Source organism: Streptomyces sp. NBC_00483, from assembly GCF_036013745.1.
Classification (GTDB): Bacteria; Actinomycetota; Actinomycetes; order Streptomycetales; family Streptomycetaceae; genus Streptomyces.
This window is the reverse complement of sequence record NZ_CP107880.1, coordinates 6,474,091-6,488,921: the sequence shown is the minus strand read 5'-3', so window position 1 is coordinate 6,488,921 and position 14,831 is coordinate 6,474,091. Positions and strand designations below refer to the sequence as shown.

The 14,831-nt window shown below is 69.6% G+C and carries 11 protein-coding genes; 7 read left to right on the top strand and 4 right to left on the bottom strand.

The window, feature by feature from the left end; all coding sequences use genetic code 11:
- Positions 1 to 117: 117 nt before the first annotated feature.
- The 5 genes from OHA73_RS29225 to glgB all read left to right on the top strand — a co-directional run bounded on the left by OHA73_RS29225 (position 118) and on the right by glgB (position 9,205).
- Positions 118 to 1,335, top strand: coding sequence for a S8 family peptidase (locus OHA73_RS29225; protein ID WP_443063143.1), 1,218 nt, complete (start codon positions 118 to 120; stop codon positions 1,333 to 1,335).
- Between the two features lie 217 nt (positions 1,336 to 1,552).
- Entirely contained in the window at positions 1,553 to 3,601 is a 2,049-nt protein-coding gene (locus tag OHA73_RS29220; protein ID WP_443063142.1) for an alpha-1,4-glucan--maltose-1-phosphate maltosyltransferase, read from the top strand.
- Between the two features lie 47 nt (positions 3,602 to 3,648).
- The gene (treS, locus tag OHA73_RS29215; protein WP_266714265.1) at positions 3,649 to 5,361 is read left to right on the top strand and encodes a maltose alpha-D-glucosyltransferase; all 1,713 of its coding nucleotides are present in this window, start codon (positions 3,649 to 3,651) and stop codon (positions 5,359 to 5,361) included.
- A gap of 52 nt (positions 5,362 to 5,413) precedes the next feature.
- Positions 5,414 to 6,778: a maltokinase N-terminal cap-like domain-containing protein gene (locus tag OHA73_RS29210; protein WP_327656512.1), complete on the top strand. Its 1,365-nt coding sequence runs from the start codon at positions 5,414 to 5,416 to the stop codon at positions 6,776 to 6,778.
- A gap of 192 nt (positions 6,779 to 6,970) precedes the next feature.
- Positions 6,971 to 9,205 carry a 1,4-alpha-glucan branching enzyme gene (glgB, locus tag OHA73_RS29205; RefSeq protein ID WP_443063141.1) on the top strand — a complete coding sequence of 745 codons (2,235 nt, stop codon included), beginning with the start codon at positions 6,971 to 6,973 and terminating at the stop codon, positions 9,203 to 9,205.
- A 115-nt stretch (positions 9,206 to 9,320) separates the two neighbouring features.
- Here glgB and OHA73_RS29200 read toward each other — a convergent pair whose 3' ends face one another.
- The 4 genes from OHA73_RS29200 to OHA73_RS29185 form a co-directional block, all read right to left on the bottom strand.
- Positions 9,321 to 11,564, bottom strand: coding sequence for a HelD family protein (locus OHA73_RS29200; RefSeq protein WP_327658544.1), 2,244 nt, complete (start codon positions 11,562 to 11,564; stop codon positions 9,321 to 9,323).
- Between the two features lie 165 nt (positions 11,565 to 11,729).
- A complete protein-coding gene (trxA, locus tag OHA73_RS29195) occupies positions 11,730 to 12,065 on the bottom strand; it encodes a thioredoxin (RefSeq protein WP_266714259.1) in 336 nt (111 codons plus the stop codon).
- Positions 12,066 to 12,070: 5 nt separating this feature from the next.
- Positions 12,071 to 12,478 (bottom strand): MerR family transcriptional regulator, encoded by a 408-nt coding sequence (locus OHA73_RS29190; RefSeq protein ID WP_266714257.1) that lies wholly within the window; start codon positions 12,476 to 12,478, stop codon positions 12,071 to 12,073.
- 29 nt (positions 12,479 to 12,507) lie between these two features.
- Positions 12,508 to 12,837 (bottom strand): hypothetical protein, encoded by a 330-nt coding sequence (locus OHA73_RS29185; RefSeq protein ID WP_327656510.1) that lies wholly within the window; start codon positions 12,835 to 12,837, stop codon positions 12,508 to 12,510.
- 189 nt (positions 12,838 to 13,026) lie between these two features.
- Between OHA73_RS29185 and OHA73_RS29180 the strand changes: the two genes are divergently transcribed.
- Positions 13,027 to 13,908, top strand: a complete 882-nt coding sequence (locus OHA73_RS29180; protein ID WP_327656509.1) for an AraC family transcriptional regulator — start codon at positions 13,027 to 13,029, stop codon at positions 13,906 to 13,908.
- 61 nt (positions 13,909 to 13,969) lie between these two features.
- Positions 13,970 to 14,776 carry a maleylpyruvate isomerase family mycothiol-dependent enzyme gene (locus OHA73_RS29175; RefSeq protein WP_327656508.1) on the top strand — a complete coding sequence of 269 codons (807 nt, stop codon included), beginning with the start codon at positions 13,970 to 13,972 and terminating at the stop codon, positions 14,774 to 14,776.
- Positions 14,777 to 14,831 lie beyond the last annotated feature (55 nt).

The window sequence follows — 14,831 nt, the reverse complement described above, 5'->3', positions numbered from 1 at the left end:
CCCCCACGACCGATATGGCCGATTCCGCCACCTCGTACCTCCTTGTGGTGCTTCACACCACACGAGAGGCTGCCAACTGGCGTGAGAGCGCGCCGAGTTGAGGAGGGGGACTCACCCATGGCAGGGACCGTGCGAGTGACGCGAAAACGACGGACGCGCTGGGCCGGTGGGCTCACCGCGGTCGCCGCGGTCGCGGTGCTTTCGGCCATCACCCTGCCCGCGAACGCCGCCCCCGCACAGGGACGGATATTCGGCGCCGGCGAGCCCGGCGCCATAGCGGGCAGCTACATAGTGACACTGAAGGGGGACACCAGGGCTCCGTCCGACGAGGGCAAGGACCTCGCGGAGAAATACGGGGCGAAAATACGCCACACCTACAGCCAGGCGCTCAACGGCTACGCGGTGACACTCGGCGCGGGGGAGGCAAGGCAGCTCGCGGCCGACGGCGACGTCGCGTCGGTCGTCCAGGACTCCCAGGTCACCGTGGACCACAACCAGAAGAATCCGCCCTCGTGGGGCCTGGACCGCATCGACCAGAACGATCTGCCGCTCGACAAGTCGTACACCTGGCCCGAGTCCGCGGGCGCCGGCGTGCACGTCTACGTCATCGACACCGGCATCCGCGCCACCCACGGCGACTTCGGCGGGCGGGCCACGAGCGGCTGGGACTTCGTCGACAACGACGCGACGGCGCAGGACGGCAACGGACACGGCACCCATGTCGCCGGGACCGTCGCGGGCGAGCAGTACGGCGTCGCCAAGAAGGCCGATGTGGTCGGCGTGCGCGTGCTCAACGACGAGGGATCCGGCACGACGGCACAGGTGCTCGCGGGCATCGACTGGGTGACCAAGCACGCCCAGCGGCCGGCCGTGGCGAACCTGAGCCTCGGCGGCTACGCGAACGCCCAACTCGACGCCGCCGTACGGAACTCCATCGCCTCCGGTGTCACCTACACGGTGGCGGCGGGCAACGACGGCATGCCCGCGGAGCTGTACTCGCCGGCCCGCGTGAAGGAAGCGATCACTGTCGGCGCGACCGACAAGAAGGACGCGCGTGCGAGCTTCTCCAATTGGGGTACTCGCCTCGACCTGTTCGCGCCCGGCGTGGACATCACGTCCGCGTCGAACGCGAGCGACTCGGGGAAGGCCACCTTCTCCGGTACGTCCATGGCATCACCGCACGTCGCGGGCGCGGCCGCGCTGTACCTCGCCGACCACGCGACGGCGTCGCCCGCCGCGGTGAGCAAGGCGCTGGCCGAACGGGCCGTGCCGGGCAAGGTGACGGGCGCGGGCCTCGGCTCGCCGAACAAGCTGCTTCGGGTCAACAACCCTTAGAAGGAAGGTGAGTTAATGTCACGGTCCCGTCGTTTTCGGCGGGGCCGGTCTTATGTGTTCCCTTACGCGCCAGTAGTGACGAGTACTTGGTACGACACGGATTGCCCGCCGATGGAGCGTGGAAGGCTCCATCGGTACGCCCGCACTGCTTCACCGCACGGCCCTCTCCCCCGAATCTCGTTTCCGCACCCCCGATTCCCCGCGGACAGGAGCGGTCATGCCCGCAAAGCGATCTCCTTCGCACGCCTCGCGCACGCCCCGTAAGCCCGCGACACCACGCGCCACGATGGGCCGCATCCCCATCCGCGACGTCCGCCCCGTCGTCGAGGGCGGCCGGCGCCCCGCCAAGGCAGTGGCCGGCGAGACCTTCCTGGTCACGGCCACCGTGTTCCGCGAGGGGCACGACGCCGTCGCCGCGAACGTCGTGCTGCGCGGCCCCGACGGCGAGCCCGGCCCCTGGACGCCGATGCGCGAGCTGGCGCCCGGCACCGACCGCTGGGGCGCCGAAGTCACGCCGGACGCGCCAGGCCGCTGGACCTACCGGGTCGAGGCGTGGGGCGACCCCGTGACGACCTGGCGGCACACGGCGAAGATCAAGATTCCGGCGGGCATCGACTCCGAACTCGTCCTGGAGGACGGCGCGTTGCTGCACGAACGCGCCGCGAAGGGCGCCCCCGCACCTTTTCGCGAAACGATTGCGCGGGCCGCGGCCGCCCTCCGTGACACCACGCGCCAGGCCCCCGCCCGGCTCGCCGCCGCGCTCGCACCCGACGTCCTGCGGGCCCTCGCCCGCCACCCACTGCGCGAACTGGTCACGCGCAGCGGCAAGTTGCCCCTCCAGGTGGAGCGGGAGCGGGCCCTCTTCGGGTCCTGGTACGAGTTCTTCCCGCGCTCCGAGGGCGCCGTCGTCGAGCCCGGCCGGCCACCGGTGAGCGGCACCTTCCGCACGGCCGCCCGTCGCCTTCCGGCCATTGCCGCGATGGGCTTCGACGTCGTGTACCTGCCGCCCGTCCACCCCATCGGCACCACCTTCCGCAAGGGCCCCAACAACTCGCTCTCGCCCGGCCCGTACGACGTGGGCGTGCCCTGGGCGATCGGCTCGCCCGAGGGCGGCCACGACGCGATCCACCCGGACCTCGGCACCTTCGAGGACTTCGACGCGTTCGTGGACCGGGCGCGGGGGCTCGGCATGGAGGTCGCCCTCGACTTCGCGCTGCAGTGCTCGCCCGACCACCCGTGGGTGCAGAAGCACCCCGACTGGTTCCACTACCGCTCCGACGGCACCATCGCGTACGCCGAGAACCCGCCGAAGAAGTACCAGGACATCTTTCCCCTCGCCTTCGACAAGGACATGCCGGGGCTGATCGCCGAGACGACCCGGATCCTGCGCCTGTGGATGGACCACGGCGTCCGCATCTTCCGCGTGGACAACCCGCACACCAAGCCGGTCGTCTTCTGGGAGAAGGTCATCGCGGACATCAACGGCACCGACCCGGACGTGATCTTCCTGGCGGAGGCGTTCACCCGGCCCGCGATGATGCACACCCTCGCCGCGATCGGCTTCCAGCAGTCGTACACGTACTTCACCTGGCGCAATTCGAAGCAGGAACTCACCGAGTACGCCCAGGAGTTGAGCGGAGAAGCGGCCTCCTACATGCGGCCGAACTTCTTCGTGAACACCCCCGACATCCTGCACGCGTTCCTGCAGGAAGGCGGCCGCCCCGCCTTCGAGCTCCGCGCCGTCCTCGCCGCGACCCTCTCACCGACGTGGGGCGTCTACAGCGGCTACGAACTCTGCGAGAACACCCCGCTGCGCGCCGGAAGCGAGGAGTATCTCCACTCCGAGAAGTATCAACTCAGGCCCCGTGACTGGGAGTCGGCCGAACGAGAGGGCCGCACGATCGCCCCGCTGATCACCGCGCTCAACGCGATACGCCGCCGCAACCCGGCCCTGCGCACCCTGCGCAACGTGCACTTCCACCACGCCGACCAGGACGCGGTGCTCGTGTACTCCAAAACCGCCGCATCCGCACAGGGCTCGAACACGGTATTGGTGGTCGTGAACCTCGACCCGCACCACACCCAGGAGGCGACGGTGTCGTTGGACATGCCGCACCTGGGGATCGACCGGCACGCGTCCGTGCCGGTGCGGGACGAACTCACCGGCGACACCTATCACTGGGGCAGAACGAACTATGTGCGCCTAGAGCCGGGCAGCACGCCCGCGCACATCCTCGTCCTCCCGCCACCGGCCACGCCGCGATGAATTCTCAGGATCAGACGGGACATGGGATTCGGAGGGTCACCCACACCATGATGATGAATGAACCCGTCCCGGACACCTTCGAGGACACCCCTGCGAAGGACCGGGACCCTGATTGGTTCAAGCGCGCCGTCTTCTACGAGGTCCTGGTCCGCTCCTTCCAGGACAGCAACGGAGACGGCGTAGGCGACCTCAAGGGCATCACGGCGAAGCTGGACTATCTCCAGTGGCTGGGCGTCGACTGCCTCTGGCTGCCACCGTTCTTCAAGTCGCCGCTCAGGGACGGCGGTTACGACGTCTCGGACTACACGTCGGTGCTCCCCGAGTTCGGCGACCTGGCCGACTTCGTCGAGTTCGTGGACGCGGCCCACCAGCGCGGCATGCGCGTGATCATCGACTTCGTCATGAACCACACCAGCGACCAGCACGAGTGGTTCCAGCAGTCCCGCTCCGACCCCGAGGGGCCGTACGGCGACTACTACGTCTGGGCCGACGACGACAAGCAGTACGAGGACGCCCGCATCATCTTCGTGGACACCGAGGCGTCGAACTGGACCTTCGACCCGGTCCGCAAGCAGTACTACTGGCACCGCTTCTTCTCCCACCAGCCGGACCTCAACTACGAGAACCCGGCCGTCGTGGAGGAGATCCTCGCCGCCCTGCGCTTCTGGCTCGACCTCGGCATCGACGGCTTCCGCCTCGACGCGGTCCCGTACCTGTACGCCGAGGAGGGCACCAACTGCGAGAACCTCCCGCCCACGCACGAGCTGCTCAAGCGGGTCCGCAAGGAGATCGACTCCCAGTACCCGGACGTGGTGCTGCTCGCCGAGGCCAACCAGTGGCCGGAGGACGTCGTCGACTACTTCGGCGCGCCGGAAACCGGCGGCGACGAGTGCCACATGGCGTTCCACTTCCCGGTGATGCCGCGGATCTTCATGGCGGTGCGCCGCGAATCGCGCTACCCGGTCTCCGAGGTCCTCGCCAAGACCCCGCCGATCCCGTCCGGCTGCCAGTGGGGCATCTTCCTGCGCAACCACGACGAGCTGACCCTCGAAATGGTCACGGACGAAGAGCGCGACTACATGTACGCGGAGTACGCCAAGGACCCGCGGATGCGCGCCAACATCGGCATCCGCCGCCGCCTGGCCCCGCTCCTGGACAACGACCGCAACCAGATCGAGCTGTTCACGGCTCTCCTGCTCTCGCTCCCCGGCACGCCGATCCTCTACTACGGCGACGAGATCGGCATGGGCGACAACATCTGGCTCGGCGACCGCGACGCGGTGCGCACGCCGATGCAGTGGACCCCGGACAGGAACGCGGGCTTCTCCTCCAGCGACCCCGGCCGCCTCTTCCTCCCCACGATCATGGACCCGGTCTACGGCTACCAGGTCACGAACGTGGAGGCGTCGATGTCCTCCCCGTCGTCCCTGCTGCACTGGACCCGCCGGATGATCGAGATCCGCAAGCAGAACCCGGCGTTCGGCCTCGGCTCGTACACCGAACTCCCCTCCTCGAACCCGGCGGTGCTCGCCTTCCTGCGCGAGGCCCCCGCGAGCGAGGACGGAGCGGACGACCTGGTCCTGTGCGTGCACAACTTCTCCCGCTTCGCGCAGCCCACCGAACTGGACCTGCAGTCGTTCAACGGGCGGCATCCGGTGGAGCTGATCGGCGGGGTGCGGTTCCCGGCCATCGGCGAACTGCCGTACTTGCTGACGCTGGCGGGACACGGGTTCTACTGGTTCCGCCTCCGCAAGGACTGACGACGACACACCTGGGCACTCCACAAATACATCCGGGAAAGGACACGACGCCATGTCGGAAGCCGCAACCCGGCCCGCCGCCCCGACGGCCGGAGAATCCGAACTGCTCATGTCGCTCGATCCGTTGCTGCGCGAATGGCTGCCGCGCCAGCGCTGGTTCGCCGGCAAGGGCCGTCCGGTCACCGGCTTCACCCTGGACTCCGTCACCGAACTGCTGCCGGACGCCGCGCTGTTGCACCTCCTCGTCCGCGCCCACCAGCCACCGGCCGACGAGGAGGGGCCCGGCGACCGCTACCAGCTGCTCATCGGCACCGCCGAGGCCGCCGCCCCGCACCTCGCGCCCGCGGTGATCGGTCACATCACGCACGGACCGCTGGCGGGCCGCACCGCGTACGAGGCGCTCCTGGACCCACGCCACAGCGCCGTCCTCCTGGAGCGGCTCCGAATACCCGGGGCGCTCGGCGCCCTCCGCTTCCACCGCGGGCCGCACGGCGAGGTGCCGCGCGATCTCGCGCCCCGCCCGCTGACCGCGGAGCAGTCCAACTCCTCGGTCGTGTACGGCGACACACTCATAGCCAAGCTGTTCCGCCGGGTCGTTCCCGGCCTCAACCCCGACCTCGAACTGCCGCTGGCGCTGGCCCGCGAGGGCTGCGACCGGGTGCCCGCGCCCGTCGCCTGGTTCGAGACGGCCGGAACGCAGCACACGGAACCCTCGACCCTCGGCGTCGTCCAGCCCTTCCTCAAGGGCGCGGCCGACGGCTGGGACCTCGCCCTCAAGCACGTCACCAACCAGCAGGACTTCACGGCGCAGGCCCGCGAACTCGGCCGCGCTACCGCCGAGGTGCACACCGCCCTGGCCCGCGCGCTGCCCACGGTCACGTACACGCGCGCCCACATCGACCAGCTCGCCGGGTCGATGACGCGCCGCCTGGAGGCGACGGCCCAGCAGGTCCCGGCCCTGCTCCCCTACGTGGACAGCCTCCGCACCGCCTTCGAAGCACTCGCCCAGCTCGGCGCCGAGGGCCGCACCTGGCAGGCCCAGCGGGTCCACGGCGACCTGCACCTGGGCCAGTGCCTGCGCGAGCCGTCCGGCACCTGGAAGCTGATCGACTTCGAGGGCGAACCGTCCCGCCCCCTCGCGGAACGCCGCCTGCCGCACCCCGTCCACCGCGACATCGCCGGCATGCTCCGCTCCTTCGACTACGCCTCCCCTCAAGGCGATTGGTCCCTCTCCTGCCGCGCCTCATACTGCGCCGGCTACGCGGAGGTGGCAGGCACCGACCCCCGCACGGCCCCGGTCCTCCTCCGCGCCTACGAAACCGACAAGGCCATCTACGAGACGTTGTACGAGGCCCGCCACAGGCCGGACTGGCTGGAGGTCCCACTAACCGCACTAAAACGCCTAGCCGGCTTCTAGGGGCGCGGGGCTGTGTCGATATGCGGCTCCGCCGCGTGAGCGCAATCTTTTGGGGGTCTAGGGGGCGCAGCCCCCAGGTTTTGGGGGGCCAGGGGGCGCAGCCCCCAGGGTTCGGGACGGGAAGGGGAGGAGGGGGCGACCTTCCAAGAACAGCACCACACGAGATCCGCCACACACCACCCGGCACACGAGATGGCCACCAAGGAGGCCCCCACCGTGACCCGCCGCCCAACCCTGCCCCCGCCCACACCCCCGTCCCCCGTCCCCACGGACGACCGCACACGGCTGCTGACCGCAACCCACCACAACCCCCACGGAGTACTCGGCGCACACCCCACCCACACCGGCATCGCCTTCCGCACCTGGCGCCCCTACGCCCAACACGTCACCGTCACCACCCCGGAGGGCCTGCACGCCGAACTCCACGACGACGGCGACGGCTTCTTCACCGCCCTGCTCCAACTCCGCGAGGTCCCACCCGCGTACGAGCTGGAGATCACGTACGGCGACACCACCCAGCGGATCGCGGACTCCTACGCCCTGCTCCCCTCCCTCGGCGACCTCGACCTGCACCTGATCAACGAGGGCCGCCACGAGCAACTCTGGAAGGCGCTCGGCGCCCACCCCATGGAGCACCAGGGCATCCGAGGGACCCGCTTCACGGTGTGGGCGCCCAACGCCAGGGGCGTCCGCGTCGTCGGCACCTTCAACTACTGGGACGGCGCGGCCCACAGCATGCGCTCGCTCGGCTCATCGGGCATCTGGGAACTCTTCGTCCCCGACATCGGCGAGGGCGAACTCTACAAATTCGAGATAACCCGCCCCGACGGCAGCAAAACGATGCGCGCCGACCCGCTGGCCACCCGCACCGAGGTGCCCCCGGCCAACTCCTCGATGGTGCACGCCTCCCACCACACGTGGGGCGACGACGCCTGGCTGGAGCGACGCACCGCGCACCCCGCCCACGAGTCCCCGTTCTCGGTGTACGAGGTGCACCTCGCGTCCTGGCGCCCCGGCCTCACCTACCGGCAACTGGCCGAACAACTCCCGGCCTATGTAATGGACTTGGGCTTCACGCACGTCGAGCTTCTCCCGGTCGCCGAGCACCCCTTCGGCGGCTCCTGGGGCTACCAGGTCACCGGCTTCTACGCGCCGACGGCCCGCCTCGGCAGCCCCGACGACTTCAAGCACCTGATCGACAAGCTCCACCAGGCAGGCATCGGCGTCCTCATGGACTGGGTCCCCGCCCACTTCCCACGCGACGACTGGGCATTGGCGGAATTCGACGGCCGCACCCTCTACGAACACGAGGACCCACTCCGCTCCGCCCACCCCGACTGGGGCACCCTCGAATTCGACTACGGCCGCAAGGAGGTCCGCAACTTCCTTGTGGCGAACGCCCTTTACTGGTGCCAGGAGTTCCACATCGACGGCCTGCGGGTCGACGCGGTCGCCTCGATGCTCTACCTCGACTACTCACGCGAGGAGGGCCAGTGGACGCCGAACCAGTTCGGCGGCCGCGAGAACCTCGACGCCGTCGCCTTCCTCCAGGAGATGAACGCCACCCTGTACCGGGAGGTGCCGGGCGTGGTCACGATCGCCGAGGAGTCGACGGCCTGGGACGGCGTCACCCGCGCCACCCACCACATCGGGCCTGGCGGCTTCGGCGGCCTCGGCTTCGGCCTGAAGTGGAACATGGGCTGGATGCACGACTCGCTCGACTACATGAGCCACGAGCCGGTGCACCGCAAGTTCCACCACAACGAGATGACGTTCTCGATGGTGTACGCGTACAGCGAGAACTACGTGCTGCCCATCTCCCACGACGAGGTCGTGCACGGCAAGAAGTCCCTGGTCTCCAAGATGCCCGGCGACTGGTGGCAGCAACGCGCCAACCAGCGCGCGTACATGGGCTTCATGTGGGCCCACCCGGGCAAGCAACTCCTCTTCATGGGACAGGAGTTCGCGCAGGGCGCCGAATGGTCGGAGGCACACGGCCCCGACTGGTGGCTGCTCGACCCCGCGTACGGCGCCGAACCCGACCACCGCGGCGTACGGGACCTCACCCGCGACCTCAACAAGATCTACCGCGAGGCCCCGGCCCTCTGGGAACGGGACACCGACCCGGCCGGCTTCTCCTGGATCACCGGCGACGCGGCCGAGGACAACGTCTTCGCGTTCCTCCGCCACGCAGCGGACGGCACCCCGCTCCTGTCGGTCTCGAACTTCTCCCCGGTGGTCCGCCACGACTACCGCCTCGCCGTCCCCGACGACGTACCGGCCTGGCACGAAATCCTCAACACGGACAACGCCCGCTACGGCGGCGGCGACATCACAAACCGCGACCCGATCAAACCGGAAGCCGACCAGGGCCCAACCATCCACCTCACACTGCCCCCCTTGGCAACAGTCTGGCTCAGCCCCTGATGATCAGGGGCGCGGGGAACTGCGCAATCTTTTAGGGGGGTCCGGGGGCGCAGCCCCCGGTTTCGGGAAGGGGCGGGGTGGGGGAATTCAACCCGCCCCACCCCACCGCACCCCTCTACCGCAACGCCTCCCCCAACGCCCCCGGCAGCGCACCCCCATGCACAACCCCCAGATCCTGCGTGGCCCGCGTAAGCGCCACATACAAATCACTCACCCCGAACTCCCCGGGCTCGACCACGATCACCCGGTCGAACTCGAGCCCCTTGGCCTGCCGCGGATCAAGCAACACAAGATGCCGCGTGAGATCGGGCTCACCCCCAACCTCCACCCCGGGAAGCCGCGCAGCCAACGCCTCACACAGCCGCCGCGGCGCGATCACCGCAAGCCGCCCCTCCTCAGGAACCCGCTCGACCGCCGCCTTGGCCGCCGCCTCCACCACGTCATCCGCCCGCAGCACCCACGGCCGCTCCCCGGTCGACCGCACGGACGACGGCGGCTCGTACCCCGGATACACGCCCCGCAGCACCGCCGCCGCAACGTCCATGATCTCCGACGGCGTGCGGTAGTTGACGCCGAGCCGGGTGTGCTCGAAGCGGTCCTCGACATACGGCTCAAGGATGTCCGCCCACGCGCCGACGCTGCCCTCCTCCGAGGTCTGCGCAGGATCCCCGACGAGCGTCATCGACCGCGTCGGCGACCGCCGCATCAGCAGCCGCCACGCCATCGGCGACAGCTCCTGCGCCTCGTCGACAATGATGTGCCCGAACGCCCAGGTCCGGTCCGCGGCGGCCCGCTCCGCGGCGCTGCGGTGGTCGTCCTCCTCGTACCAGCCGGCGACCCGGTCCGCGTCCACGATGTCGTGCGCGGCGAGCACCTCCGACTCGTCCTCGTCCTCGAACTCGTACGTCTCCGAGCCCTTGGAGAGGTCGAGCACGCCCTGCGCGTACGCGATCCGCTCCTGCTGCGCCGCCTCCGCGGCGGCCCGCTCGGCGCTGTCGTCGTACCCGAGCAGCTCGGCGGCCTCATCGAGCAGCGGCACATCCCCGACCGTCCACTCACCTTCGCCCGGCCGGGCACTGCGGATCGCGTCCGCATCCTCCTCCGACACATGGGTGGGCTCCGCCAGATAGTCGGCGAGGAAGTCCTGCGGGGTCAGCTGGGGCCACAACTCCTCGATGGCCGCGTGCACTTCGGCACTCGACGCGACGGCCTTGCCCAGCTGGGCGATGTCGTCGGGCCCGAGGAAGTTCGGACCGCCGTACGGGTCCGCGCCGATCCGCTCGGTGAGCTGCTCGGTGAGCGCGTCGATCACCTGGAAGGCGAAGTGCGGACGGGCCAGGTTGTGCGGCAGCTTGGTGTCACGGGCCGCCTGCCGCGCCTCGTAGGCGATCTCCCAGTCAAGAATGAGATCACCGTCGTCGTGCGGAATCACCAGCGGGGCGCCGGGCTCGGGCAGCCGCTGCCGGTCCTCGATGGCCAGCGCGAGGCTGTCGGCCATCGCCGCCGAGCCCTTCACGGTGGCCGCGCGCGGCGTGTCCTTGAGCGTGGCGCGCACGCCGGGGAACAGCTCGCCGACCGTGGAGAGCAGCACCCCGGTCTCGCCGAGGCCCGGCAGCACCTCCCCGATGTACTTCAGGAACGCCGGGTTCGGGCCGACGATCAGCACGGCCCGCTTGGCGAGCAGCTCCCGCTGCTCGTACAGCAGGAACGCGGCGCGGTGCAGCGCCACGGCCGTCTTGCCGGTGCCGGGCCCGCCCTCGACGACGAGCACGCCCGGGTGCGGGTGGCGGATGATGCGGTCCTGCTCGGCCTGGATCGTCTGCACGATGTCGCCCATGCGGCCGGTACGCGCCGAGTTCAGGGCGGCGAGCAGCACGGCGTCGCCGGTCGGGTCCTCGTAGCCGGTGCGCTCCGAGTCGTCGAGGTCGAGGATCTCGTCGTGCAGCTCGGTGACCGTGCGCCCGTCGAACGTGAGATGGCGGCGCCGGCGAAGACCCATCGGCGTATGACCGGTGGCGAGATAGAAAGGCCGGGCGACGGGGGCCCGCCAGTCGATCAGCATCGGCGTGCGCTCGGAGTCGTCGGCGCGAATTCCGATACGGCCGATGTGGTGCGCCACACCGAGTTCTTGATCATCGTCGCCCTTGAGGTCAATTCGACCGAAGCAGAGCGAACCCTCGACCGCATTCAACGCGGCGAGCAGCCCCGAACGCTCGACGACCAACAGATCCCGCTCGAGGAGGGCCTGCTGGCCGGTCCCCACCGGGGTGATCGCATCCCGGACGGAGTCCGCGGTGACGCCACGCAGCTCATCGACGCGCCTGTAGAGCGCGTCGATGTATTCCTGCTCTTTCTGCAATTCCAGGCTGTCCCGGCTTGACAAAACAACTCCCTGCCCGGTACCGTGGTTTTTGTTGGCCCCCACTGTGGGGCCTTTTCTGTGGGCACACAGAAACACCGAATATACCCCGGGCGGGGCTGAATTCCAATTACGGGATCGGGACCGGCTGGTGCGGGATCGGTGCTATCGGCTCACGGGCTCCAGCTCGGTCTCCAGCTCCTCCAGCAGCTTCCGCTTCGACCGGGCCCCGACGCGCGACCACACCGGCTCGCCGCCCTTGAAGACCATCAGTGTCGGCATGGACATCACTCCGTATTTCACGGCCGTGTCCGGATTGACGTCGACGTCGATCGCCACGACGTCAAGGCGCTCCCGCTCCTCCTCCGCCACCGCCTTCAGCACCGGCGCCAGCTGCTTGCACGGCCCGCACCACTCGGCCGTGAACTCCACGAGCACCGGCCGGTCGGCCTTGACGACCTGCTCCTCGAAGTCCGCATCGGTCACGTCCCGAAACGCCATCGTGATCACTCCCCTAGTTCACAGCGCGGCGCGGAGTCCTGCTCCGTCGCCAGCGCCTCCATGGCCCGCTCGGCGCGCGCCAACTGCCCGCCGACCTTCTCCCGTACGGCGGTCAACTCACCGATCAGCGCATCGAGTTCGGCCACCTTGCTCCGGTACACGGCCAGCGACGCAGGACACGAGTCACCCTCCGGATGACCGGCCCGCAGACACTCCACGAACGGCCGGGTCTCCTCGAGCTCGAACCCGAAGTCCTGCAACGTGCGGATCTGCCGCAGGGCCCGCAGGTCGTCCTCGTCGTACGTCCGGTAGCCATTGCCGCCGCGCCGCGCGGGCAGCAGCCCGCGCGACTCGTAGTACCTGAGCGCCCGCGTCGTCGTACCGGCGCGGGCGGCGAGCTCTCCGATGCGCATGTGGAAGACGTTAGACCTTGCCGCTGACGTCAAGGCCAGTCGACGAGTGCGAGGTACAGCACGAACGTCGCCACGACGGCGAACGGCGCCGCCACCGAGAACCCCCGCCTGCGGGCCATGAACCGCTCCTCCCACGGCAGCAGCCAAGCGGTGGCGAGCGTGAGCAGCGCGACGGTCAGCCCCCACCCGAACACGGTGAACGCCCACTCCGCACCCGCCCCGAAGCGCACGGCCGCCGCGCTCACATACGCGAGCAGCGCGACGGGCAGCGTGACCACGCTGGACATCAGCGGCGCGACCCACGTACGGGGACGCGGCGCGGCCGCTGCGACGGAGTCGTCCACGAGTTCGGAGATCATGTCCCCATCCAAGTCGGACAGCCGTTCCCCTACCTGAGTGCGCGTACTCAGCTCACATACTCAGCTCGTGTGCTCGACTCACACGGTCGCCCCGGCCGACTTGATCGGGCACAGAATGTCGGGTCCGCCCATGTGCGCCGCGCCTAGCGTTCAAGACGTCAACAGCAGGAACCGGAAGGAGGGGTCGGGTTGCTGGACCGGCTCAACCAGGTCATGGACCACATCGAGCAGCGCCTCGACGAGCCCCTGGACATCGCGGAACTGGCGCGCATCGCCACCACGTCCGAGTACCACCTGCGCCGGATGTTCTCGGCGCTCGCGGGCATGCCGCTGTCGGAGTACGTCCGGCGGCGCCGGCTCACGGTGGCGGGCGCCGAGGTCCTCGCCGACCAGGAGTCGCTCCTGACCATCGCCGTGCGCTACGGGTACGGCTCGGGCGAGGCGTTCGCCCGGGCATTCCGTGCCCTGCACGGTGTCGGCCCCGGCGAGGCCCGCCGAACAAAACCGGCACTGGTCTCCCAGCCCCGCCTCTCCTTCCGGCTCACCGTCGAAGGGAACAGCAGCATGCGCTACCGCGTAGTGGACCGCCCCGACTTCAGCGTCGTCGGACCGAAGGCCCGGGTACCCCTGGTGTACTCGGGCCCGAACCAGGCGATCATCGACTTCGTCCGGTCCGTCCCGCCCGAAACCGTCTCGGCCCTGGAACAGCTCTCGAAGGGCTCCGGCGAGGCCCCCGAGGGCATCGTCGCGGTCTGCGACGACCTGGACCCCGGCCGCGCCGAGGGCAGCGAACTCGACTACTACCACGGGGTCGTGGCCGGCCCGGACGCCCCGACCCCCGAGGACGCCACCGTGCTCCCCGTCCCCGCCGGCACCTGGGCGGTCTTCACCACCTCTGGCCCGGCCCCGGAGGCCATCCAGGCACTCTGGGCGACGGTGTACACGGAGTGGTTCCCCGCCAACCCGTACCGCACCCGCCCCGGCCCGGAGATCCTGCGTACGCGCATGTCCCCGGACGGCAAGACGGCGGACGCGGAACTGTGGCTGCCGGTGGAGCGCGAGTCCTCCTGACCTTCCGTCCGGGCCCGTAAATCCCCGGCCGATTGTCAGTGCCTGCCGCTACGTTGCGTCCATGAGCCACGATGCAGGCACACCCTTGTCCGTCGCCCGGTATCTCGACTGCCTGGCCGCCGACTTCGAGCGGCTGAGGGGCGCCGCCACGCCGGCCCCGACGGCACAGGTGCCGAGCTGCCCCGACTGGACCGTCACCGACCTGGTGCACCACGTCGGGCAGGTCTACGCACACAAGACGCAGGCCGTACTGGCGGCCGCTCCGGGCACCGAACCGGAGTGGCCGCCGAAAGGCACTGCCGACGAGGAACCGTTCGCCCTCCTGGACCGCGCCTACGCCGAACTGCGGACGGCCCTCGCAGCACACGCGCCGGAGGATCCGTCGGGCACGTGGTACGCCCCGGACCAGACCGTCGGCTTCTGGATCCGCCGCATGGCGCAGGAGACGGTCATCCATCGCATCGACGCCGAACTCGCGGCGGGCGGGCCGATCTCCCCCGTCCCGGACGACCTCGCCGTCGACGGGATCGACGAACTCCTGAAGGTGTTCACGGCCTACGCGGTCACCGAGTGGTCCGACTATTTCCGGGAGCCACTGGCCGCGTCCCCGGGCCGGACGTACGAGGTACGCGCGGAGGCCGAGCACGGCGCGACGTGGCGGATCCGTACGGGACCCGATCCCGCCTTCACGGTCGAGGCCGGCACAGCCACAGGCTCCCCGGACGCCATCCTGAGCGGCACGCCTGAGGCACTGCTCCGCGATCTGTGGAACCGCGCGGGCGCTGACGAGACCTCACAGGTGCGGGTCACCGGGGCTCCGGAGGCAGTCGAGGAATTGCGGATCTGCCTCAGGATTTCCACGCAGTAGAAAAAAGCCTGAAACGCAGAAAAGCCCCGGACCGTATCCCGGTCCGGGGCTTTTC